Genomic DNA, 25,003 nt, shown 5'->3' on the forward strand with positions numbered 1-25,003 from the left:
AAACTGTATTCATAAAAAAAACCAGACAACATACGAAATTCCCATGAACATCTCCGTATAATTGTTAGGATTTTCCTTTGTTTTGAACACTTATATCCCTGACTATTTAAGCCCTTCGCTCCAAACCAATTATTTACAACCAGGAAACAATAGGGATTTTCAATGTTTTAACTGGCACTTCTGTGTTGTCATAAAATTCTTTCAGAAATATTTCTAAATCCCTCGACTGGCTGAGCATTTTCTTTAACCGTTCTTCTAGAAATAGACGGTCCGCCTCCTGTATAGCAGAATAATAATTTTCGATACATTCCACATAATGAATGGGGAATAACAGCCTTGCATATATTAATCTCCATGCAAAAGAACTTAGGGGCATAACACTTTGATACTCCTCATAAAACGTCTTTACTTCTCGATGATATGTTTTGATATTTCGAAAATATCGATCTCTTGTCCATTCAGCAAGATCTCTTCCACAATGATCAAACACCCAATCAAATGGATTTTTAATATAATATTCTCCTGCCCATGTGTCTTTGGTAAAACGGTTATAACAAATTGTTCCACTATCTACAGCAGTTGGATCATCATCTAGCTCTGTATCGACAAAATACTGAATGGCATTCTCAGCAATCCCCATATAATATGGAAAAGATTCTAAAAATAATTGATCGAATTCACTTTCTGGCTGTTTGTATAACATACTGTTCCAGAAACCCTCCAATTGGCCCAATCTTTGTTCCCACATACTCTTCCACTGCCCCATTCTACTTATTTTTTGGACACCAAATGGTACAGTTCTGCCTCTAAAATGAAACTTCCCCAGTTTTCGCCCTAATTTCCGAGATTGAAAGGGACGTAGTCGTTCATTCATAAGCACACAATAAAGCTGCTCATTCATTTCAGTATGTTTGCTTCCTTCTTTTGACTCTAATAACATGCTGACATGTTTATCACCAATCTGATAGATATGTGCAGCAATTTGGTCTCTTTCTGTTAGTTCTTCTTCCTCTATATTTCCTACTGGGACAATAGTATACAGTTTTCCTTTGCTTATACAAGCTTCATAATGACCGACTCTTGTTTCTTCTTCTACATCAATTCCATACTTTGTCGATAAAATTTTCTTAATCATGTCTTTTCCTCCTCCTCGTTATTCTCTCTTTTAGAAGTATATGACAAGGAATGTTAAAACTTGTTAAGAGGATACAAATCATGAATTGCCCCTATTATGGAAACAATAGCTGTAAGGAACATCTAACAGCCATCATGCATATAATAATAAACACTGTGAATACATAGTGAATAATTAAAGAAAAGGTGAAGTTCATGTCATTAAAAGACCTAACAGAAAAAACAGCCAGAAAGTGGTTACATGAACGTGGAGTCGAAATAGAAGACATAGCGAAGCTTGTTTATCTCTTACAAGAGAAATATCATAAAGATTTACAAATGGAAGACTGTATTCATAATGTCGAGCGCGTTCTTTCCAAAAGAGAGGTTCAAAATGCTGTTATCACAGGGATACAATTAGATGTACTCGCTGAAAAAAAGCTCCTGGAATCTCCCCTGCAAGAAATTGTCGAAACAGATGAAGGGCTTTACGGGGTAGATGAAGTGCTTGCTTTCTCGATTGTAAATGTATATGGTTCCATCGGATTTACTAATTATGGCTATGTAGATAAATTGAAACCAGGCATTTTACAAAAGCTAAATGATAAGAGTTCTGGTGAATGCCATACCTTTTTAGACGATATTGTCGGTGCTATTGCAGCAGCAGCTTCAAGTAGACTAGCTCACCGTGCTAATGGGGAAGAATAAGTCACCTTGTAAAAAAAAGACGTTTCATACACTGTAAACAGTAGCGAAACGTCCTCTTTATATGACCTTATTTTATTATAGCCCACTCACTTAAGCTATCAACCGTGTAGGTTGGCTTGACAGAATATCCGCTTAGTTGCTCTTTCGTTGTAACTCCTGTATACACGAGAAGTGTATCCATCTTTGCATTGATGCCTGCCATAATATCTGTTTGATAATTATCGCCAACCATCAAGACGTCTTCTTTCGGCAGATCTAATAATTTGATTGCTTGATCTACAATAATTGATTCTGGTTTGCCGACAACAACAGGCTGTTGCTGAGTACTTACCGAAATAACAGAAGTTAAGGCACCATTTCCAGGTAATAATCCTCGCTCACTTGGCAAAGCCGTATCCCCATTTGTAATGACAAATTGTGCGCCATTTCGGACTGCTAAGCATGCCACTGTAAGCTTTTCATAGGTAATCTGTTGATCAAGTCCAGCAACCACATAATCAACATTTTCTGAATCCTTCATTAACTTCAAGTCTTTTTCCTCTAAAGCGTGCTGAAGTCCTTCTTCCCCTATCATAAACACATTTGCTCCAGGGGATTTTTCGACAATATAATTAGCAGAAGCCATGGCGGAAGTAAATACCTCACTCGCTTTTGCCGGTATTTGAAACTCCTGTAGTTTTTTGGCCACTTGTTCTGGTGTTTTTGTCGAATTATTGGTGACATATAAATAGGGAATTTGCGCAGCAATCAATCGCTTAACAAATTCAGCTGCCTCTTCAATTACTTCTGTTCCCCGATACATTGTTCCATCTAAATCTATTAAATATCCTTTATACGCTTTCATTAAGAAAATCCTTTCAATTGCTATGTATTAATTCAGGAACTATTTAAAAAAGCACGTTGCTTTTTTCACAGCTTGAAAATTATTCTTTATTTGATTAAAATCATTTTCTTTAAAAATAATCTAATTTCTAAATGCAGAAACAGGTCCTAATTCATGAATTAAGTATTCTTTTACAGATGGAGCAAAGGCTTTTATGGAGAGTAGCTTCGCTTCAAATGCTGCAATCAATCCCTTATGATCAATATTAGTATACTGATGTACAAGCTGTTTGCGCCAAAGAATGAGTTCCTTAATGTCTTTTCCTATTTCCATAGTAATAACTTTTTCATCAATAAGTATATCGACAATGTCGTCATAACTGCCCGGATCCCTCATAATAAAACCATCAATCATACTATTTCCTACATCTAAGATGACTTCAATCATCATATGTGTCAATCTTTCAAGTGCCACTTTCTCAAGAAATGTATTCCACGTTTCTTGCGTTTCAAACTGACTGATGAGCTCATGGTAATAATTTAACTGTTCTTCTATTTTTTCTCGGTCCACAAAATACATATTCCCTTACTCCTTCCGCATACTATGAGATTTGTAAATGGTTACTAAGACTAGTAGGCTTGGCGTAAAAATATCCTTGAGCTAAATCCACTTTATTTTTCGATAAAACAGAGGCTTCCTCTGCATTTTCAATTCCTTCTGCTACCACAACGGAGCCCACTTCTTTTGCAATAAGAAGAAGTCCTTGGAGCATCGATTCCTTTACTGAATTTTTATCAATATTCTGGATTACAGAACGGTCAATCTTAATAATATCTGGCATGATTTCACTGATGGAATTCAGACTAGCATAACCCGCGCCAGTATCATCAACTGCGATTAAAAAACCAAGCATTCTTAAAACCTTTAGATTTTTAGCAAAATGCTCTAACCCTTCAAATGAATCTCTTTCTGTAATTTCAATTGTTATTTTTTTCGGGGAAATCCCTTTATACCTACGAATTACGCTCTTTATATCTTTAATAAATCTTTGGTTACCAATTGTGATTGGTGTAAAGTTAATAAAGATATTATGCCTCCATTTTGTTTGCTGGATTTGTTCAAAAGCTTTATCAAGAACAATCATTTCAAGATCATACAAAAACTTCGTTTGCCTTGCTAAAGAGAAAAGTTGAAGTGGATTTTCTAACGGTGTTCCTTCTGGGCCTCTTGTCAGCATTTCACAAGCGTGAATTTTATTTGTTTCTACATCCATAATTGGTTGTGCCAATAAACGGATGCTTTTTTTCGCCACAATATTACTCAAAGTATAGACTAATTTATTGAATTCCGGATCAGTTCTTTTATGTGCCATTGCAAGGGCAAATTCATAAGCCGTTTGAATAGCATCAGAAAGATAGGTATATTTATTCTCGATAAACATGTATCCTGTATGAAATTCAGGCGGAATGCTCCCAATTTCACGAAAGTCATTTTCCACATTATGTATAATATCTTTAATTAACCCATCTATTACTGGTAAACATTCGGATCCTTGTTCCCATTTCATAAACATGGTTAAGCCGTTCGGATTATAATCATGAATAGCAATGATTTCATTAGAAGCTTTTAATTGTATCGTTTTGCCAAATAATTTTTTTAGCAATCGAATATATTGTCGAAAATCTTTTGCTTCTAATTGTTGCTTTATTCTATGTAAATTCGATATATCTATTACAATAACAGCTACCTCATATCCTTTTATCATCGCTTTTTGTACTTGATGAATAATAGGGTCTCGTAATACAAATGATGGAGGAAAATACTTAATAAGTTTTGCCGGAAGAAGTAATTTTCCCCAATTAAATAATCTTGAACAGACATTCTCTTGATATTTCATAGCCCCATTCCTCTCAAAATGCCAACTTTTTCTGTCATTAAAGCAAATTAATTCTCTTTAGATGGACTTTTCCTTACTTCTATTGCTACAAGACTTACAATTAGAAGCAAAAATCGCATTGGGGAATTCAAATGGTAAGATAATCATTCATGGCTTTGCTTAAGAAACTGAGTTAGATGTATTTCCTTACACTTGGATAAAGATAAGTAATCATTAACAAAACAGTTTCTCCATTTGCTAAGCCAGTCCATTTCTTGTTTTCTTTCTGAATGGAAGCTCCTTCTTCAAGATCAAAATAAAGGATAACCTTTTTATTTTGTTTTTTTCACTACAAAATAGGCACAGCCAAAATTACAATATTCATATAAATATTCCGTTAACGTGCTTATTTTCGTGTCAAAACTTGATTTTTGATTATGATCATCAAAAAAGCCACGTAATCTTAATTGTCCATAACCCCAATCTCCGACAATATAATCGTATTTCGTTAATATGTCACTATATCTATTTTTAAATGCTTCTTCATTAAAACCTGATTTTCTTTCTTCAATCAGTTCATAACAATGATTATTAATACAAACCAATCGTATCACCTCAAAACCTGTATATATTTCCTAAATATAAAACTTCCAGCCATGCAGCTTTGCTTTTTAACTTCACTGATAATTAGTTGAACTATTCGTATCTTGGTATAAATAGTCCAATTATAACATTGCTCACTATCATTATAACCTTAGGATAGATATTTACATAGCACTAACAATAAAATCTTCCTATAAAAATACAGAATTTTTATTCTATACTGTTAAATACCTTTTGATTATGGGCTGATATTCTCAATTAATTCTGGTTGAATAAAAAAACCCAAACCATTATACGAAATATTTTTAGTATCTCCGTATAATGGTCTGAGCTAATGTTCAGCGGAAAATTTATCCCTTTAGTCTTATTCTTTATTTATGCTTCTTTTGCATGTTCAGCCATTTGCTGATTTTTTTTCGCTTCGTTTACTTGCTCATCTGCGTGATAAGATGAACGAACTAATGGACCTGCTTCACAATGGCTAAATCCTTTACTTAAAGCAATCTCTTTTAACTCTTTAAATTCATCTGGATGATAATATTTTTGTACTTTTAAATGTTTGACAGTTGGTTGTAAATATTGGCCAATGGTCATAATATCCACATTATTTGCTCTAAGATCATCCATTGTGGCGATAATTTCTTCTTTCGTTTCCCCTAACCCAACCATAATACTAGACTTAGTAGGAATATTAGGCTGCATCTCTTTTGCTCTTCGTAAAAACTCAAGAGAACGATGATATTTTGCTCTGGCACGTACTCTAGGGGTCAATCTTTCTACTGTTTCAATATTATGGTTCAAGATATCTGGCTTAGCATCCATTAATAATCGAAGGTTTTCTTCTACCCCTCCCATATCAGATGGTAATACCTCAATGCTGGTGAATGGATTTTTTCTGCGAATGGCACGAACAGTTTCTGCAAATACAGCTGCTCCGCCGTCTTTTAAGTCATCTCTTGCAACAGCAGTAATAACCACATGCTTTAAGTTCATTGCAAACACAGAATCAGCAACTCTTTCTGGCTCTTGCCAATCTAATTCAGTCGGTAATCCTGTTTTGACTGCACAAAAACGACAGGCTCTTGTACAAATAGCTCCTAAAATCATAAATGTTGCCGTTCTTCTAACTGCCCAGCACTCATGAATATTTGGACATTTTGCTTCCTCACAGACTGTATGTAGCTGCTTTTCCTTCATCATTTTTTTCAAACCTGTATAATTTTCATTCGTATTCAATTTAATTTTTAACCATTCAGGTTTGCGCAAATATTCTTGTTTTTTTTCTGACACCACATTCATCTCCTAGTAAAATAATTTTCATCATTTTTACTTAAAAAACAGTATTGTATAACAGCTATCCCTCAGATTTTTTTGTATGTTATACACAGTAAAAGGATTGTCTCTTCTTCATTTGTCACTTTAACATAATGGAAATGCGTCTACAAGTTATTCATTTAAAATGATTACCATTAATTGATAATTATTTTTTTTGATATAAGTCACAAAATATAACGACAGAATAAGAAGGGAGGGACTAATCTTTGCACAGGTTAATATTTATAATCATTATTCTTATGTTTTTACTACCTAACACCGTCACATATGCTAATGAAAAAATGAATGACCCTTACACAAAAAGGATGGAACTTTATAAAAAAATAGAAGCATTATATCATATTCCTTGGTATTATATAGCGGCTGTCGATCAATATGAGCGTAACATTCGCTCTTCAAGAAAAGATATCCCTAAGGCAAAGGGATACACTGGGATTTATTTTACGAAGGAAGAATGGGCTGGTATTATTAATCCCAATCCAGAGGATGATAACCCTTTAACCATTCCTTTATTTGGAGGACTTGGTGCTGACGGTGATGGAGATGGAAAAGCAGATAGATTTAATGATGAAGATATCCTTTCCGCATTCTCCAATTATATAAGTCAATATGGCATTGATGAGGATAACTTTAAAATCGGATTATGGAACTACTATAAAAGGGATAAAACTGTTAGCATCATAATGGGAAAAGCAGCCATATACAACCACTTTGGCAGATTAAATTTAGATGATCATGCCTTCCCTCTGCCATTAAGAAGTGATCATAGCTATCGCAGTACTTGGGGGGACGCCCGCGGCTGGGGAGGAAAAAGAATTCATGAAGGTACAGATATTTTTGCAGACTATGGAGTCCCTGTAAAAGCGACTTCCTATGGTATTGTAGAAATGAAAGGCTGGAATAATTATGGCGGATGGCGCATCGGAATAAGAGATATTAATAATAATTATCATTATTTTGCCCATTTAAATGGATTCTCGAAAGAGATTCAGGCTGGAATGGTCGTAGAGCCAGGGATGATTATTGGTGGAGTTGGAAGTTCAGGATACGGACCGCCAGGAACCTCAGGAAAATTCCCTCCTCATCTACATTATGGTATCTATAAAGATAATGGCTATACAGAATGGTCCTATGATCCATATGCACATTTACGATTATGGGAAAGACAAGAAAAGATAAAAACAAGAAAGAAAAAATAAATTACTTACTTGGCGATAAGGATCTACTGCTTCATTCTTATCGCCTTTATGTTCACAAGGGATTTTGGAGAGAATCACATTGCGTTATGACAATTGAAAGATTTTCCTTTAAATTCAAGTCATATGGAGGAATTTCTTTTCCCTCTCTTTCCACAATTCGTATAATTGGTCTTTCATTCATCCCCTTATTTTGTTTACATACAATCCCTTTTTCTCCATTGCTTAGCATAACACTTAACCCATTAGGATAAAGGACTATCGCTCTTCTAAATGCTTCAACAATTTTTGCATCATATAGATAACCTGATCCTGTATACAAAATCTCTAGTGCTTCATGTGGTAATAAAGCATCATGATAGACGCGATTAGATGTAATGGCATCAAAAACATCTGCTACAGCAATAATTTTTCCAAACAAATGAATATCTTCTGCTTTTATGCCTCTCGGATAGCCAGAACCATTTAATCGTTCATGGTGCTGGTAGGCACAATGACTAACGAGTAAAGGCAGTGTCTCCACTTTTCTTAGCATCTCAAAGCCTGCTTCAGCATGACTTTTTATAATATCAAATTCTTCTGCCGTCAACTTTCCTGGTTTCAGGAGAATTTCTAATGGAACTGTCATTTTACCAATATCATGTAAAATAGCCCCAAGCCCTAAGATTTCCATCTGCTTCGGCGGAAGTTTTAACTCTAAACCTAATGCCAACGAGTAAATAGTTACATTTAAGCTATGCGAAAAAATATAATTATCATATAGATAAACATCAGACATAACAGAAGAAAGATGTTCATGATTTTTTAATTCCAATAGTACTTTTTCAACCAAATTTTTAAAAACCGGTGTATTCTTCTCCATCACCATCGAAATATTATCAGCATCCGCACTTTTTATCATATCAAAACTTTTCTCAATAGTTTGCATCGCTTCCATCTTAACTTGCTCTGAGATAGCATCATTCACTTTAATATCCTTTGTATTTTTATCTTCTAAATAAACATAGCTAATACCAAAGTCAAGCAGCCTTTTAATCATCTTTTGCTCTAATCTTATCCCGCTATTTATTAACACTCTTCCGCGATCATTTAATATAGGCTTAGCTAAGATTGCACCTTCTTTTATATTTTTTGTCCCAACTAATCTCATGCTTTAATAGCTCCTAATAATTTATATAGTAACTATTATATCGTACTTTTGCTTCTGTTTCTTTATACCTATAAAAGAAAAGTAAAATTTATAAGAAATTGTCCAAATGCAGGGATATTCATTTCCCTCTCTTCCAAAAAAGAAGGTTTAACGAAAGGGGGCTCCCCTCTGATTCGTTAAACCTTCTTAACCTCTTTATCCTTTATATCATTTTCAATAATGCTTCTCTTCCAATCATCCCTTTATGAATTCCATATGCTTCTGCTTCTATTGTCACTGACTCTAAGGGTGCATTTAGTAATTGTTCAATCGTTTTCACACCAACAGCTCTACCAGCAATAATTTTCCGGTCTTTCAGCTTATCATTTAACAATGCCACATCTAAAGCACCGCACATAATGTAGCCTTTATCATTTTTTACAGCAAGCAAAGTAGTTTTAGGCAATAATACCGAGACCGCAATAAAAGTATGTCCATTGATATCAACAGGATACACATCAATCATAATACTCTGTGCTCACTCCTCTCTTTCCCTTCCTAATAAGTATATTCAAGAGAGGAGAAATCGGTGTTTTCTTCTTTATTTAAGAATGATAAAATGACCCTTTACGCTTTTATCCTATTTTGTAAAGTGTCAGCAAGAATATTACGCATAAATTCAGGAAGAAAATAGTCTTTCTTCGTTGCCCGATAAATGGCTGGGAAAAAATTACCGAATGTAAACATATCAGGTACTGTTACAACATAATTCTGATCTGCCTGTATTTCCTGTGCATGGATATAGTACTGTTCTTTTTCTCCGATTGTCTCTTGCGTAATGCCTGCTGCAATCATTTTCCCCATTAATGTTCCCCGGAATCCAAGACCCTTGACAGGCATTATCTCCCACTTATCGGATTTCATATCAAGCAGAATTTCTTTCAGTTCCGCTCCGGTTAATGTCACATTACATGGATTAATTGGATGTGGACAAATCGATAATAAATCAAAGAAAGTGATCTCCCCGGCTTGCAATCCTTCTAAAATTAAGCCCTCATTAATAATTGCACAATCCGATTGACACCACGAAATTAATTTTTTGCAAAGCATTTCTGCTAGCGCTTCTCTAGATAAATACTCATCAATCGTTGCTGCCTTTTCTGATAAAACCAATTTCCCTTGCTGGTAATAATTTTCCACAATGGCTTCTTCTTTATTTGCAATCGGCAACTTACTTGTTTCATATAATATGGCTTTTTTATCGATTACCCTTTTGGAAGCATCAACCTTTAATTCAATATGACCAAGATAATAGCCATATTTACCGGCAGCACCTTGAAGATTATTATTAATTATTTTTCCTTGATGGAAAATATGATGGGTATGTGCACCAAGAATCACATCTATTTCTGGATAATTAGCTGCAATCATCTCATCGTCATTTATCCCTAAATGGGAAAGCAATACAATAATATCAACATTTCCTCTAATTTTTTCTAATTGCTTTGATAGTTCTTCTATTGGTTCTGTCAATTTCCATCCTAAGAGCTCATATAACTTTTCGAAATAGGCTGTAATACCGATTACCCCAATTTTTGTTCCTTTAGCTGTCTTAAATATTTGATGAGGAATAGCCCAATCAGGACGTTCCCCATTACGTTTGTATAGATTTGCAACAATTACATCAAATTTGGCTTCATCATATAAATGATCTAATCCTTCATATGACAAAGTAATTCCTTCATTGTTCCCAATTGTCACTGCATCATAGTGTTCTTCATTTAACAGCTGTGTGTTAATTCTACCTTTAGTTGCTTCCGTATAAGGATGAGACAAATCTAAATGGTCACCTATATCAAATAAATAAACAGCTTCGCCAGCCTCTTTATGCCATTTTTTTCTTTCACGCAGCAATTCATAAATTCTTGGCCAATTTTCAAAATGGCTATGTAAATCATTAGTATGATATATGTGGATGACTTCCATCTTCTCGCCTTCCTTATTTGTATTTTCACTTTTTTAGGCAATTATCTATTCTAAAGCAGAGAATGCTCTTCTCCACTCTTCTGATAGTTAGAATAAATCCAATTGTCTTGGAGCTAAATCCGTATATTCTATATTTAATAAATCAATCAGTTCTCGTGCGTTATCAGCCGCATCTCCACCAGAATTATTATTAAAGAGCACATAAATATTTTTACATTGCTTTTCAAGCTGGCGAATATTTTCAGCCCATTCACTTAATTCTGCTGTGTTATACCGATATAAATAGCGAACTTCTCGCCAATTTGGATTATTATTTTGCTGCCAACCATAATAATTTCTTCCGTGAAGCCGAATGAGCACCTTATCTTCGCCAACCGCTTCTAGAACAGTAGGAACAGAAACAGGCATTACTTGAGGCTCATCACAAATACTATGTATCCAATTCTCTTCCTTCATAAACTGAAGGGTATTTGCTCGATATTTGGGATTAAACCATGATTGATGTCTAAATTCAAGTGCACAAGGTATATCTCCCATCCTTTTTCTACACGCTCTTAAGAATTGGACATTTTCCTTTGTGCAATCAAACCAAGGAGGAAATTGGAATAACACCATCGCCAATTTGCCACTTTTTCTATATGGAACTAAGGAATCGATAAATGCAGCAAACATTTCATCATTCGAGGCAAAAGGAATGTCTCCACGATTATGGCCTGTCATCCCTTGGAATGCCTTTACGATAAATTGAAAAGAGTTAGGTGTTTTCTTTACCCAAGACTCCGCATTCCGGACTGGCTGCACCGCATAAAAAGAAGCATCCACTTCCACAGTAGGAAAATACCCGGCATATTCCATTAACTTATTTTGCGATGAAGTATTTTTTCCATATAGACTCGGATGATCTCCCCAGCCTGTTAATCCGATATGAATCAATAAAATCACCTCGATAACATTGTTTTTCTCAAAGCGATACTCACATAGAGAAAAACACTAACTTCATTTCCAAAAATATATCTGTTTTTTTATTTCTTTATATTAAATATCATATCATAATCATCATAAATAACTAAGTTAAAAGAAAAAGAGGTACCAATAAATCAGTCACCCGATTTATTGGTACCTCCAAGATAAATTTAAAAATAAGTACAGATACTTTCAGATATTGAACTAGTAAAAATATCTATGCTTCTCTTAAGGCTGTTTACCAATATAAGCCAGTATTCCGCCATCTACATAGAGAATATGACCATTCACGAAGTTCGATGCTTCAGATGCTAAAAATACGGCTGAACCAGCTAGGTCTTCAGGATTTCCCCAACGTGCTGCAGGCGTTTTTCCAATAATAAACTGATCAAATGGATGACGGGATCCGTCTGCCTGCTTTTCGCGTAATGGGGCAGTTTGTGGTGTAGCGATATAACCTGGTCCGATTCCATTACATTGAATATTGTATTCTCCATATTCAGAAGCAATATTTTTTGTCAGCATCTTTAGCCCGCCTTTAGCAGCAGCATAGGCACTGACTGTTTCCCTGCCAAGTTCACTCATCATGGAACAGATATTGATGATTTTACCGCCGCCATTTTGAATCATATCAGGTATAACTGCTTTAGAAACGATAAATGGTCCATTCAAATCTACATCTACTACTTGGCGGAAATCTTCTGCAGACATTTCTACCATTGGCACACGCTTGATAATCCCAGCATTGTTAACTAATATATCAATCGGACCAACCTCTTCTTTAATCTGCGCAACCGCAGCTTGTACGGCTTGTTCATCTGTAACATCAAATACATAGCCTTTTGCTTCAATTCCTGCTTCTTGATAACTTTGAAGTGCTTGATCGACAGATTCTTGATTTAAGGAATTAAACACGATTTTTGCACCCGCTTCCGATAAAGCGCTTGCAATTTCAAAACCAATTCCATATATTGCACCTGTAACTAAGGCTACTTTTCCATCAATGCGGAATTTATCCATCGTGAATGCCATTGTTTTCTCTCCTTTTATTTCAATTTATTCATTGGAATCATGTCCATATCGGTATACGTGATATTTTCGCCACACATTGCCCAGATAAAGGAATAGTTGCTTGTGCCAACTCCAGAATGAATAGACCAGCTTGGTGAAATAGCAGCTTGCTCACTGCTCATAACTAGATGCTTTGTTTCATCCGGTTTCCCCATCATGTGAAAAATACGGGTATCTTCTTCCATATCAAAGTAAACATATGCTTCCATGCGTCTTTCATGTGTATGAGAAGGCATTGTATTCCATGCACTTCCAGGCTCTAAGATAGTATAGCCCATTTGCAATTGGCAGCTTTCACATACATTTGGATGTATGTATTGATAAATTTTACGTTGATTTAATGTTAGGGCTTCTCCTGTTTCCATTGGTTTGATATGATCAATACTAATTTTTACATTTGGATATTTGTGATGTGCCGGTACGGAGCTAATATAAAATTTAGCTGGATTGTTTGGATTCTCGGAAGAAAAGACAACATGTCGTGTCTCTTTGCCAATATAGTATCCATCTTGTTTTTTCATTTCTTCTTTTTCTCCGTCGATTTCGATATAACCAGGTCCACCGATATTAATAACTCCCAGCTCACGGCGTTCCAAGAAATATTCCACACCCAATTGCTTATCCAATATGATTTCTAAGGATTTATCGGTTGGCGTAATTCCACCAAAAATCATGCGGTCGTTATGCGTATACGTTAAGCTAATTTCCCCTGGCACAAATACTTTTTCTACTAAAAATTCTTTTCTCAATTGTTCTGTAGAGTAATGACGTATATCCTCGGGGCTATGTGTATAACGCGTTTCCATGTTTTGCATTTTTCTACACTCCTATCGATTTATTTTTCCAGAGCCAGCTAGTAAAAAGCTGTTGACTTCTGGTTCGTTAAATTGATTACAATCACCTTGAACTGTATGTTTCAAAGCAGATGCAGCTGTCGCAAAGTCAATCATTTCCTGTGGACTTTTTTGTGCTAGTATTCCATGCAGAACTCCACCGGAAAAGGCATCACCTGCTCCTACTCGATCAACGATTGGATTAATAACATGTTTTTGAGATTCATAGTAGTAATCATCCATCCATAATGTTCCTATTAATTCATTGCTACTAGCAGATACCACCGTTCTTTTTGTGGAATATAGAACAGAGATAGCAGGAAATTTCTTCTGTATTTCTTGATAGTAGTAAACTAATTCATTCTCCTGTTCAGTCGCCTCAGGAATTCCTAACAAATAGAGAGCATCAAGCTTGCCAGCTGAACAGTAATCTACCAAAGGCAATATTTCAGAAATTGTCTCACCTGCTTCTTTTTGAGACCATAATTTTCCTCGATAGTTAATATCAAAACTGATTTTACAGCCAGACTCTTTTGCTGCTTCTATTAATGAGATTGTTGTTTTTTTCCAACTTGAAGATAACGCTGGTGTAATTCCTGAAATATGAAAGATATCTACGTTATTAAACAGTTCTTCCTTTTTCCATTCACTCTCTGTCATTTCGGCGAAACTCGAACCAGCACGGTCATAAATGACATTGGCTGCTCGTTCACCAATTCCAGCCTCTACATAATAAGTGCCTAACCTGGATCCTCCTTTTAAAAGAAAGTCAGTATGAACGCCATAACAACTTAAATGCTTTACTACACCTTCTCCTAAGCCATTGTCTGGAATTTTACTAGCAAAGTAAACATCGTGACCAAAATTGGCTAGTGAAATAGCGACATTGGCTTCACCCCCGCCATAATGTGCACGAAAATTATCAGCATGGGCAATTCGTACACCAGAATCAGTGGATAGACGAAGCATGATTTCACCTAACGTAACTACCTTCCCCATATTTATGCTCCTTTAATTTGATGAAATTTATCCATATATTGACTAGCAATCTCTGTAACTTTAGCAAAATCCCCTTTTGCCACAGGTGCTAATAGGTTTCCTCCTACGCCAACTGCTACTACTCCTGCTTTAAACCAGTCTTCCATATTTTCCAGGCTAACTCCGCCTGTCGGCATAATATTAACTTGAGGCATTGGAGCTTTAAAAGCGGATACAATACTTGGTCCATAGGCACTGCCTGGGAATAATTTGATAATATCTACTCCTGCCTTTAATGCATCTTTCATTTCTGTAATCGTTAAGCATCCCGGAAGATAGGGAGTTTGATAAAGATTACATAGTTCTGCAGTTTCTCTATCAAAGTTTGGGCTGACAATATATTCTGCTCCAGCCATGATAGCTAAACGAGCAGTTACTACATCTAACACAGTACCTGCACCTATAACAATGTCAGAATCATTCTTATACAACTCTACTAATTCACTAATGGCTTTATCTGCATTAGGAACAGTAAAAGTTAATTCAATTCCCTTCATGCCACCTTGAACTACTGCATTACTTGCCTTCACAGCCTCTTCCTTGCTGTTCCCTCGGACTACTGCGATTATTCCAGCACTCTTTAAGCGTCGTAATGTTTCAACTCGTTTCATCTCCACCACTCTTTTCCTATTTAGAAATACAATTTTACTATTAAGAAACTCACCTTGATTATACATACTTTTTTGAAAAATGTAAACGCTAATCATTAAATAAAAAAAATCGCCGAAACGATTTAACGAGCCACAACTTGCATTATCTCATTTTTCGTTTCGACGACAGCCTTTATTATTTGTTTTTTAAATTCTTCTGTGAGCCTATATTTCGGCATACTTACACTAAATGCTCCAATGATTTTTCCATCTTTTTTTAAAGACGCTCCAATACAGAAAATATCTTTCTCCATTTCTTCGTCATCAAAAGCAATACCAGTCTCTCTCACTTTCTGCAATTCTGATGCAAGCTTTAAAGAGTTGGTTATCGTATGCTCTGTATATGGAACTAAAGGAGTTGTTTTTAGATAATTTAAATACTCTTCTTCTTCCAATTCTGCAAGAACTGCCTTTCCCATTGCTGAGCTGTACAAGGGCCTTGTTATCCCAATCCTTGATGACATTCTTATTGTCTGATGTTTAGCCTCTAGCTTGTTTACATATAAAATTTCATTATCTGCAAGTACGCCTAAATGAATGGTTTCATCAATTAACTTTTGCAGTTTTTCTAAATAAGGCAATGTCAGCTCTACTAAGTCCAGCTGATCCACACCTTGATTGGCATATCGAATAAGTTTAGATCCTAATCGATAATTTTTATTTTTATCTCTGCTCACAAAGCCAATTAACAATAAAGTGTCCAATATTTTCAAAGTAGTTGAAGTTGTCATCTCTGTGTTTTGAGCAATTTTCTGCAATGCTTGATTAGGATTGTCTGAAAGGTAATCCATAATTTTTGCTGCTCTTAATAGAACCGTACCATAAGGTTTTGTTTTCTCCATTATACACCCTCTTTTCCAATAAAGAAATTATATACGAAAAGAGGAGAAATGAAAAGCTTTCTCTTCCTAAAATCACATTTGGGATTCACTTCTTACATTATTTTCAAATAGATAGATTCTATCTTCCATCTACGAAAGAGATAACAGTTGAATGATTGTTCTCATTACACCATCTTCTTCATTTGAACGAGTGATGAAATTTGCTGTCTCTTTTAATTCCTTTACGGCATTACGAACAGCAAAACTATATGTACTGCGACTCATAAGTTCTATGTCATTATAGCCATCACCAAATGCCATTGTTTCTTCAGGGGTAACATTTAGTACTTGTTGTAAATGCTCAACTGTTGTCCCTTTATGTACATTTACATTGGCTATATCAATCCAAGCTGCCTCAGATGCTACAATATAAGCGGATTCGAAAAAGGATGATAATCTTTCTTTTGTCTCAAAACATTTAAGCTCTGAATCGTGAATTGTTATTTTCACAAAATCTTCCGTTATTTCATTAAAATCTGACACCATTTTCACCTGTGCATAAGACTTTCTTACAATAGCAGTTTCTTCCGGGATAACGTTATCCTTAATAACTGCACCGCTTCTCGTACAAGCAATAATAGTATGATTTAGACTGATTTCCTCTAGCAAACGAATAATCGCTAGACCCAATTCATTACTTAACAGCGATTCATAAACAAATTTGCCATTATGCTTAATGCGGGTGGCGCTATCCCCTAGAATCCACATATCTTTCGCATCTTCACCAAATAATTCTTCAACCCGTTCACATTGTTTACCAGTAACAGGAGCAAAAGCTACGCCTTTTTCTTTCATTAAATTCTTTACTTCTTTGAACAATTCCCGGTCAAAATCACCATTATTATTTAAAAATGTTCCATCCATGTCTGTCAGCACTAATTTAATCATTCGCTTTCCCCCAACTCTGCTATTCTACTCAACTATTTTTTTTAGAATTCTTGCCGGATTTCCACCAATAACAACATTATCTGGTACATCCTTTGTCACAACTGCACCAGATGCAACCACCACATTATTCCCAATACTTATTCCGGGATTGATAACTGCTCTTCCTCCCACCCAGACATTATTTCCGATATTCACCGGCTTTCCGTACTCAATTCCTGCTATTCTCTCTTGAGCATTTACAGGATGTGTCGCTGTATAAATATGTACTCCTGGGGCGATGAAGCAATTATCCCCAATTCTAATCTCACAAACATCCAAAAACACACAATCAAAATTAGCAAAGAAGTTTTCCCCTACATGGATGTTATATCCATAGTCACAACGAAAGGTTGGTTCTATGAATATATTAGTTCCTGTGGAACCAAATAATTGTTTTAATAGGACGGACCGAATATTGTCTTCTGTTTCAATGGATTCATTAAATATTCTTGTTAGCTTTCGCGCATTACTTCTATCCTTTATTAATTCTGGATCTGCTGGATTATAGAAGTCTCCATTTACCATTTTTTCTTTTTCTGTTTTCACTTTTTCATTCCTTTCTATCCACATTAAACCGTCAACTCTAAAAGGTTTCCTTCCGGATCTTCTATCACACTTTCATAATAGCCGTCCCCTGTTAGACGAGGCCCATTAACTAACAAATAACCATCCTTTTGCAATCGTTCCGTCAGTTGATTAACTGCTTCTTCACTTCCTAATGAAATAGCAATATGCGCCCAGCCAACTCTATCATTTGAATCATCCTTATCGATCCCAGCTTTCCGCATAAGTTCTAAGCGAGCTCCTTCCTTGAACGATATAAAATAGGATTCAAATTTCTTTTCTCTATTTTGATATTTCGAATTTGCTCTCCCACCAAAATAGGTTGTATAAAATGTCTTCATTCCTTCTAAATCTTTCACCCATATTGCAACATGTTCTATTTTCATGTTCCTGTCACTCCTTCTTTAATTAGCTTAAATTACACGCGCTGTATCCCTTTTTATCTCTTTTTTATGCAATACTCCATTTAACCTTTCCGATCCCCATAGCATAATGGCAATAAATCCTGCAATAACAAAAGGGAAAATTCCTATTGTTGATTTGGCTGCAGCATATCCGAGAATGGGAGGAAGAAAGGTACTGCCTGTATAGGCAATAGCCATTTGATAACCCATTATGGTTTGGGAATGCTTCTTTCCAAAACGTAGTGGTGTTTCATGCAGCATACACGGAAATATCGGCGCTAAACCTAAACCGATCATAATAAAGCCTGCCAGTGAAAAAAGAACAGGGAATGGCAAAAATAATAGAACTGCACCAACTAACGCAATTATTTGTCCCCATCTTATTAACCTTTTATTACTCATTTTTAATGTAATAAAGCCTGTGATAAATCTTCCAATGGTGATTCCTGCATAAAATAAGGAAACCCATTTGGCTGCTACATCTATCGATAAATTTTTAACATTTACGAGAAAACTGCTTCCCCAAAGCCCAACTGCCGCTTCCGCCCCGCAGTAAAATAAAAATGCAAGTAAAGCTAGCTTAACCCCTCTTATTTGCCAAGGCTTTTGATTTTCCAAATATGTTTCATCCAATGTACTAGTTGAATCATCTCTTTTATACTCGTTCTCCTGCTTAGGGATCTTTTCTATCTTTTTCCATAAGGGAAGTGTGAAAAGCAAAATGACAACTAAAATAAATTGAATACATGCGATGGCAAAATAACCACTTCGCCAAGAATTATCTCTGGATATAAACTGTGCTACAATAATCGGGCCAAGCGTAGCTCCAACTCCCCAAAAACAGTGAAGCCAGCTCATATGGTGCGCTTTGTAATGACTTGCCACATAGTTATTTAAACCCGTATCTACAGCACCTGCACCTAATCCAAGCAGGATTGCAAAGATAAACAGCCATATAATGGATGGGGCGAAATGAAACCCTAATAGAGCTCCCGCTGTCATAAAGCAGCTTACAAATGTAACCATTCCAGTTCCGAATTTTTTCAGCACTATACCGCTAATAAAGCTGGAAATAATCGTCCCCGCTGCAATTGTCATAAAAAGTACTCCTGCAGTTTCAAGGGGTGCCTTAAATTCCACTTGCATTAAAGACCATGACACTCCCAATAAAGAATCAGGCAAACCTAAACTGATAAAAGCCAAATAGATGATTACTAAAAAGAATGTCGCCAATAGTTAACCCCCACTCTGTAAGCTTTCTGCAAACTATTCATTTGTTTTACTACTTATTCCTGTAATGATTAAATCGAGTCCAAGTCTTTGTAACCCATATAAATAATCTTGCTTCCAGTCACTCATTCTAAATTCAGGAAGATGCTCTGCCGGAATATAGGTGGAGCTTTGTTGTTTGATTTGGTTGATTGTGGTTTGAGTGACTTCATCATCACAGAAAATAACCACATGCGGGTTAATAATTGCCACAAAGGAAGCAATTAATCTACTTATGGCATCTACTTCATCTTCCTTTGAAAAGAACACTTTTCCATTTGTAAAGGTCTGTCCAAAGTTTCGGTTATTATATTGCGGAACAAAAGATACTTCCCCTGCGAAATTAGTACTCCCTCGTACAATCTTTCCATTTACGATAATTCCAGCTCCTGGACCATTTTGGCCAGAATAGAGATAAACAAGTGATTTATCGTTCTTTTTCTCCTGCTGATCTTGATAACCTAATACTGCTGCATTCATATCATTTTCAATGACCACTGGAATCGAAAAATAATTTTCTAAGTATCCCTTTAAATCAAAATCGTGAAGATATTCATAATCAGGACTGTAGATGATTCGACCATTATCAACCGAACCAGGCACCCCAATAGAGATAGAGCTAATCTTCGGATATTGTGTTTGTAGCGCTTCCACGTACTCGATCAGTAATTTAACATTGTCATCCCTTAATGCACTGGAAATTTTGCCAGTCTCCTTTTCTTCCCCTAGGCAGTTAAACACAATATAATTGGTTTCAGTCTTTTCTAAAAAAATAGCTAGCCCCAACATATATTCAGGATTATATGTATACCGCTTCGCTCGTCTGCCGCCACTTGAATCATCTAAACCTGCTGATTGTAATTCTCCATTCTCTTCCATCTGCGCCGTAAATTTGCTAATAGTTGGGAAACTAATTCCTAATTTATCACTCAACTCCACCTTCGTAGCACTTCCATTTGCTAAAAGAAGTTGACGAATATTTTGCTGGATAATATTTTTCATAGATTTTGGCGTCGCATCCACTTTATTTCCCTCCTTTCCATCCAACTTATTAAAGATATTTAATAAGTGAGCAAAATAAAACTTATTAAACTTCTTTAATAAGTACTTGAGGCTAATATAACACACTAATTTTGGGAATGCAATATAGTTCATATGCAGCTAAAAATATTTTCTTCCTGACAAAAACAAAAGAAGACGAACCTCAATAGTTCATCTTCTTTACTGGATATATTAACCGATAGAGCCTTCCATCTCGAACTTGATCAGACGGTTCATCTCTACTGCATATTCCATTGGTAATTCTTTTGTAAATGGCTCGATAAAGCCCATTACGATCATTTCTGTTGCCTCTTCTTCCGAAATACCTCTACTCATTAAGTAGAATAATTGTTCTTCTGATACTTTTGAAACTTTTGCTTCGTGCTCTAATGAAATATTATCATTTAAAATTTCATTGTATGGAATTGTATCAGATGTAGACTTGTTATCCATAATTAACGTATCGCATTCGATATTAGAACGAGCACCGTCTGCTTTACGTCCAAAGTGAACGATACCGCGGTATGTTACTTTTCCGCCTTGTTTCGAAATAGACTTAGAAACAATTGTAGAAGATGTATTTGGAGCTAAGTGAAGCATTTTTGCTCCAGCATCTTGGTGTTGTCCTTTACCAGCAAGAGCGATAGATAAAGTCATTCCTCTTGCTCCCTCACCTCTTAAGATGACAGCAGGGTATTTCATCGTTAATTTAGAACCAATATTTCCATCGATCCATTCCATTGTAGCATTAGCATCACAAACTGCACGCTTTGTTACAAGATTGTATACATTGTTTGCCCAGTTTTGAATCGTTGTATAACGGCAATATGCGTCTTTTTTAATAATGATTTCAACAACGGCACTGTGAAGAGAGTTCGTTGTATAAACTGGTGCTGTACAGCCTTCTACATAATGTACACTTGCACCCTCATCCACGATGATTAATGTTCTTTCAAATTGACCCATATTTTCGGAGTTAATACGGAAATACGCTTGTAATGGCGTGTCTACTTTAATTCCTTTTGGAACATAAATGAAAGATCCACCAGACCATACAGCTGAGTTTAAAGCAGCAAACTTATTATCCGTAGGTGGAATAACAGTTGCCCAATGCTCACGGAAAATATCTTCATTTTCTCTTAATGCAGAGTCTGTATCTTTGAAAACAATTCCCATTTTCTCAAGATCTTCCTGCATATTATGATAAACAACCTCAGATTCATACTGAGCAGATACACCTGCTAAGTATTTTTGCTCAGCTTCTGGAATACCAAGCTTATCAAATGTTTGTTTGATTTCATCTGGAACTTCATCCCAAGATCTTTCTGTTTTCTCTGATGGCTTTACATAATACGTAATTTCATCAAAGTTTAAAGCAGAGAGATCGCCGCCCCATTGTGGCATTGGCATGTTGTAAAAATGCTCTAATGCTTTCAAACGAAAGTCTAGCATCCATTGTGGTTCAGCCTTCATTTTTGAAATTTCTTCAACGATTTCTTTCGTTAATCCACGTTTAGAACGAAAGATAGAAACGTCTTTATCTGAAAATCCATATTTATAATCCCCAATATCGGGCATCTTTTTTGCCATTTCATTTTCCTCCATTCTACATGCAACCTTGGTAGTAAATTATGAATCTAATCCTTCATTTACGCCTTTTTCCATAGCCTTCCAAGCTAATGTTGCACATTTAATTCTTGCTGGGAATTTACTAACACCTTGAAGTGCCTCAATATCCCCCAGGTCCATATCATCTGCGTAGTCTTTCCCTTGAATCATTTCAGAGAATGACTCAGACATTTTTAACGCTTGTTCGACTGTTTTCCCTTTAATTGCTTGTGTCATCATGGATGCAGAAGACATGCTTATGGAACATCCTTCTCCATCGAATTTTGTGTCAGCGACAATCCCATCTTCAATTTTCATTGTAAGAAGGATACGGTCCCCGCAAGTAGGGTTATTCATATTGACAGTCAAACTGCCTTCAAGAACTCCTTTATTCCGGGGATTTTTATAATGATCCATAATTACACTTCTATAAAGTGAATCTAAATTATTAAAAGACATCGCTAAAATACTCCTTTGTCTTGCCAATCCCTTCCACAAGCTTATCAACATCTTCTTCTGAATTATAAAGATAAAAGCTTGCTCGAGCGGTTGCAGAAACATTTAGCCATTTCATTAATGGTTGTGCACAGTGATGTCCTGCACGTACTGCAATTCCTTCAGCATCTAATACTGTTGCAACATCATGTGGATGAACATCTTCTATATTAAAGGTGATCACGCCAGCACGGTTATTTGCGTTGTGCGGTCCATAAATAGTTAAACCATTAATAGATGACAATTTCTCCATTGCATATGCTGCTAATTTATGCTCATGTTCGGTTATATTCTCTAAGCCAATTTCTTCGAGAAAATCAATGGCTGCTCCTAAACCGATGGCCCCTGCAATAATTGGCGTTCCAGCTTCAAACTTCCACGGAAGTTCTTTCCAAGTCGACTCATATAATCCGACGAAATCAATCATTTCTCCACCAAATTCAATTGGCTCCATATTTTCTAAAAGATGTTTCTTTCCATAAAGTACCCCAATTCCTGTTGGACCACACATTTTATGTCCAGAGAATCCAAGGAAATCACAATCCAAATCTTGCACATCGATTTTTACATGTGGAGCTCCTTGTGCAGCATCTACAACGAGTACAGCTCCATTTTTATGAGCAATAGCCGCTATTTCCTTTATTGGATTGATAACCCCCAGAACATTTGAAACATAGGTAATGGAAACTACTTTTGTTGCTGGCGTGATTGTATTTTCAACATCGGCAAGTGCAATTGTTCCATCTGCTTGCAGCGGCAAATATTTAAGTGTTGCTCCTGTTTTTTTGGCAACTTGCTGCCAAGGAATAATATTACTATGATGCTCCATCGGGGTAATGACTATTTCATCCCCCTCTTTTACATTTTCCATCGCATAGCTTTGTGCAACTGTATTCAGCGCAGTTGTCGTACCACGAGTAAAGATAATTTCCTCGATGGAAGAAGCAGAGATAAACTTTCTTACCTTTTCCCTTGCTCCTTCATAAGCATCTGTCGCTCTAGTGCCTAAGGTATGAACGCCACGATGAACATTGGAATTATATTCTCGATAGTAGTTCTCGATTGTTTCAATTACCTGGACTGGCTTTTGAGAGGTAGCTGCACTATCAAGATAAACCAATGGATGTCCGTTGACTTCTTGGTTTAAAATTGGGAAGTAAGAACGAATATGTTTGCTATCCATTATCTTACTTTCCTTTCAATTACCTCAACTAATTGCTTTTTCACACCTTCAATTGGCAATTGTTCTACTACAGGAGCTAAGAAACCATGAATAACTAATCTTTCTGCTTCATGTTGTGGAATACCACGGCTCATTAAGTAATACAATTGTAAAGGATCTACTCTACCAACAGATGCTGCATGTCCTGCCGTTACATCGTCTTCATCAATTAATAGAATTGGATTCGCATCGCCTCTAGCCTTTTCGCTTAACATTAGAACACGAGATTCTTGCTCAGCGTTTGCTTTTGTTGCACCATGTTCAATCTTACCAATTCCGTTAAAGATGGAAGAAGCTTTATCTTTCATTACACCATGCTTTAAGATATAGCCTTCAGAGCTCTTACCGTAATGAACTACTTTTGTAGTGAAGTTTTGTTTTTGATCGCCGCGTCCAACTACTACAGACTTCGTATCGCCATATGAGCCATCCCCCATCAAATATGTTGTATTATCAGAAATCGTATTACCGTCATTCATGAAGCCTAATGCCCATTCTATTTTAGCATCACGACCTGCAACACCACGGCGATTTACATACGTAGTAACCCCATGCGCTAGATTATCAACAGCACCATATTGAACTTTTGCATTTGCATTGGCTATTACTTCTGTCACAATATTGAATACTGCTTCTTCAGGATCCACAGTAGAAACATAGTTTTCTACATAAACAACAGAGCTATTATCTTCAGCCACTACAATAACATGGTTAAAAAGGTTCGCTTCCTTGTCATCATGTAAGAAAATGGATTGAATTGGTTCTTCTACTACTACGTTTTTAGGAACATATAAGAATACTCCACCATTTAAAAGGGCTGCATGTAAAGCCGTTAATTTATGCTCATCTATCTTTACAGCATCTTTCATAAAGTATTTTTGCAGTAAGTCAGTGTATTCTCTTGCGGCTGTGAAAATATCAGTGAAAACTACGCCGCTTTCTTTTAATTCATTAGAAACAGCTAAAAAAGTTGGACGGTTATTTCTTTGGATATAAAGTGTTTTATTTTTTTCTAAATCGATAAGTGCTTTTACTTGTTCTGGTAAATCACTTACATCTGAAAAATCTTCACTGCTTACAATATGCTTTTCAAATTGGGTAAAGTTCCAGTTTTTAATATTTGTTTTGTCCGGTCTTGGCATCGGAAGAGCCTCTGCTTGTTGTAAAGCATTTACACGCAGCTCTGTCAGCCAAGAAGGTTCATTCATATCTTTCGAAAAAGAGGAAAGATACTCTTGGTCAAATGGTAATTTAATATCCGTTGTCAT

26 protein-coding genes are annotated in these 25,003 nt (G+C 36.0%); 2 read left to right on the plus strand and 24 right to left on the minus strand.

Annotated features, from left to right (window positions below; all coding sequences use genetic code 11):
• Positions 1-133: 133 nt before the first annotated feature.
• A complete protein-coding gene (gene yutH, locus MHH96_RS25025) occupies positions 134-1,135 on the minus strand; it encodes a spore coat putative kinase YutH (RefSeq protein WP_341118299.1) in 1,002 nt (333 codons plus the stop codon).
• Positions 1,136-1,329: 194 nt separating this feature from the next.
• Here yutH and MHH96_RS25030 point away from each other — a divergent pair, with 194 nt between their 5' ends.
• Positions 1,330-1,821: a phosphatidylglycerophosphatase A family protein gene (locus MHH96_RS25030; protein WP_095259312.1), complete on the plus strand. Its 492-nt coding sequence runs from the start codon at positions 1,330-1,332 to the stop codon at positions 1,819-1,821.
• A 67-nt stretch (positions 1,822-1,888) separates the two neighbouring features.
• Here MHH96_RS25030 and MHH96_RS25035 read toward each other — a convergent pair whose 3' ends face one another.
• From MHH96_RS25035 to lipA, 5 genes are all read right to left on the minus strand, one after another.
• Positions 1,889-2,665: a TIGR01457 family HAD-type hydrolase gene (locus MHH96_RS25035; protein WP_061799072.1), complete on the minus strand. Its 777-nt coding sequence runs from the start codon at positions 2,663-2,665 to the stop codon at positions 1,889-1,891.
• A 120-nt stretch (positions 2,666-2,785) separates the two neighbouring features.
• A complete protein-coding gene (locus MHH96_RS25040) occupies positions 2,786-3,223 on the minus strand; it encodes a DUF86 domain-containing protein (RefSeq protein ID WP_061799075.1) in 438 nt (145 codons plus the stop codon).
• A gap of 22 nt (positions 3,224-3,245) precedes the next feature.
• Positions 3,246-4,541: an EAL domain-containing protein gene (locus MHH96_RS25045; protein WP_047942247.1), complete on the minus strand. Its 1,296-nt coding sequence runs from the start codon at positions 4,539-4,541 to the stop codon at positions 3,246-3,248.
• Between the two features lie 311 nt (positions 4,542-4,852).
• Complete coding sequence (locus tag MHH96_RS25050) at positions 4,853-5,125, minus strand: YutD family protein (protein ID WP_047942248.1); 273 nt, start codon at positions 5,123-5,125, stop codon at positions 4,853-4,855.
• 373 nt (positions 5,126-5,498) lie between these two features.
• A complete protein-coding gene (gene lipA / locus MHH96_RS25055) occupies positions 5,499-6,413 on the minus strand; it encodes a lipoyl synthase (RefSeq protein ID WP_235844501.1) in 915 nt (304 codons plus the stop codon).
• 284 nt (positions 6,414-6,697) lie between these two features.
• Here lipA and MHH96_RS25060 point away from each other — a divergent pair, with 284 nt between their 5' ends.
• Positions 6,698-7,657, plus strand: coding sequence for a M23 family metallopeptidase (locus MHH96_RS25060; protein WP_047942353.1), 960 nt, complete (start codon positions 6,698-6,700; stop codon positions 7,655-7,657).
• A gap of 52 nt (positions 7,658-7,709) precedes the next feature.
• On the opposite strand, the gene MHH96_RS25065 is transcribed toward MHH96_RS25060, so the two are convergent.
• From MHH96_RS25065 to sufD, 18 genes are all read right to left on the minus strand, one after another.
• Positions 7,710-8,804, minus strand: coding sequence for an HD-GYP domain-containing protein (locus tag MHH96_RS25065; RefSeq protein ID WP_061799077.1), 1,095 nt, complete (start codon positions 8,802-8,804; stop codon positions 7,710-7,712).
• Positions 8,805-9,006: 202 nt separating this feature from the next.
• Entirely contained in the window at positions 9,007-9,309 is a 303-nt protein-coding gene (locus MHH96_RS25070; RefSeq protein ID WP_061799079.1) for a YunC family protein, read from the minus strand.
• A gap of 101 nt (positions 9,310-9,410) precedes the next feature.
• Positions 9,411-10,769, minus strand: a complete 1,359-nt coding sequence (locus MHH96_RS25075; protein ID WP_047942253.1) for a bifunctional metallophosphatase/5'-nucleotidase — start codon at positions 10,767-10,769, stop codon at positions 9,411-9,413.
• An 87-nt stretch (positions 10,770-10,856) separates the two neighbouring features.
• On the minus strand, positions 10,857-11,702 hold the full coding sequence (locus MHH96_RS25080; RefSeq protein ID WP_047942254.1) for a DUF72 domain-containing protein: 846 nt from the start codon (positions 11,700-11,702) through the stop codon (positions 10,857-10,859).
• 258 nt (positions 11,703-11,960) lie between these two features.
• On the minus strand, positions 11,961-12,764 hold the full coding sequence (locus MHH96_RS25085) for a gluconate 5-dehydrogenase (protein ID WP_047942255.1): 804 nt from the start codon (positions 12,762-12,764) through the stop codon (positions 11,961-11,963).
• A 14-nt stretch (positions 12,765-12,778) separates the two neighbouring features.
• Entirely contained in the window at positions 12,779-13,609 is an 831-nt protein-coding gene (kduI, locus tag MHH96_RS25090; protein WP_095320562.1) for a 5-dehydro-4-deoxy-D-glucuronate isomerase, read from the minus strand.
• A 21-nt stretch (positions 13,610-13,630) separates the two neighbouring features.
• Complete coding sequence (locus MHH96_RS25095) at positions 13,631-14,635, minus strand: sugar kinase (protein WP_047942257.1); 1,005 nt, start codon at positions 14,633-14,635, stop codon at positions 13,631-13,633.
• Between the two features lie 2 nt (positions 14,636-14,637).
• A complete protein-coding gene (locus tag MHH96_RS25100) occupies positions 14,638-15,285 on the minus strand; it encodes a bifunctional 4-hydroxy-2-oxoglutarate aldolase/2-dehydro-3-deoxy-phosphogluconate aldolase (RefSeq protein WP_047942259.1) in 648 nt (215 codons plus the stop codon).
• 122 nt (positions 15,286-15,407) lie between these two features.
• Positions 15,408-16,166: an IclR family transcriptional regulator gene (locus tag MHH96_RS25105; protein WP_047942260.1), complete on the minus strand. Its 759-nt coding sequence runs from the start codon at positions 16,164-16,166 to the stop codon at positions 15,408-15,410.
• A gap of 129 nt (positions 16,167-16,295) precedes the next feature.
• Complete coding sequence (locus tag MHH96_RS25110) at positions 16,296-17,093, minus strand: HAD family hydrolase (protein WP_047942261.1); 798 nt, start codon at positions 17,091-17,093, stop codon at positions 16,296-16,298.
• A gap of 24 nt (positions 17,094-17,117) precedes the next feature.
• Positions 17,118-17,678: a maltose acetyltransferase domain-containing protein gene (locus MHH96_RS25115; protein ID WP_061799197.1), complete on the minus strand. Its 561-nt coding sequence runs from the start codon at positions 17,676-17,678 to the stop codon at positions 17,118-17,120.
• Positions 17,679-17,701: 23 nt separating this feature from the next.
• Entirely contained in the window at positions 17,702-18,082 is a 381-nt protein-coding gene (locus MHH96_RS25120) for a VOC family protein (protein WP_047942262.1), read from the minus strand.
• A gap of 27 nt (positions 18,083-18,109) precedes the next feature.
• Positions 18,110-19,333, minus strand: coding sequence for an MFS transporter (locus MHH96_RS25125; RefSeq protein WP_047942263.1), 1,224 nt, complete (start codon positions 19,331-19,333; stop codon positions 18,110-18,112).
• A 33-nt stretch (positions 19,334-19,366) separates the two neighbouring features.
• Entirely contained in the window at positions 19,367-20,371 is a 1,005-nt protein-coding gene (locus tag MHH96_RS25130) for an ROK family transcriptional regulator (protein WP_047942355.1), read from the minus strand.
• 231 nt (positions 20,372-20,602) lie between these two features.
• The gene (gene sufB / locus MHH96_RS25135; RefSeq protein ID WP_047942264.1) at positions 20,603-22,000 is read right to left on the minus strand and encodes a Fe-S cluster assembly protein SufB; all 1,398 of its coding nucleotides are present in this window, start codon (positions 21,998-22,000) and stop codon (positions 20,603-20,605) included.
• Between the two features lie 39 nt (positions 22,001-22,039).
• The gene (sufU, locus tag MHH96_RS25140; RefSeq protein ID WP_047942265.1) at positions 22,040-22,477 is read right to left on the minus strand and encodes a Fe-S cluster assembly sulfur transfer protein SufU; all 438 of its coding nucleotides are present in this window, start codon (positions 22,475-22,477) and stop codon (positions 22,040-22,042) included.
• The gene (locus MHH96_RS25145; protein ID WP_047942267.1) at positions 22,467-23,696 is read right to left on the minus strand and encodes a cysteine desulfurase; all 1,230 of its coding nucleotides are present in this window, start codon (positions 23,694-23,696) and stop codon (positions 22,467-22,469) included. Before MHH96_RS25145 ends, sufU begins: the two co-directional genes overlap by 11 nt.
• Positions 23,696-25,003 carry a Fe-S cluster assembly protein SufD gene (gene sufD / locus MHH96_RS25150; protein ID WP_047942268.1) on the minus strand — a complete coding sequence of 436 codons (1,308 nt, stop codon included), beginning with the start codon at positions 25,001-25,003 and terminating at the stop codon, positions 23,696-23,698. Before sufD ends, MHH96_RS25145 begins: the two co-directional genes overlap by 1 nt.

It is taken from the genome of Niallia sp. FSL K6-0212 (genome assembly GCF_038007605.1).
Classification (GTDB): Bacteria; Bacillota; Bacilli; order Bacillales; family Cytobacillaceae; genus Niallia; species Niallia circulans.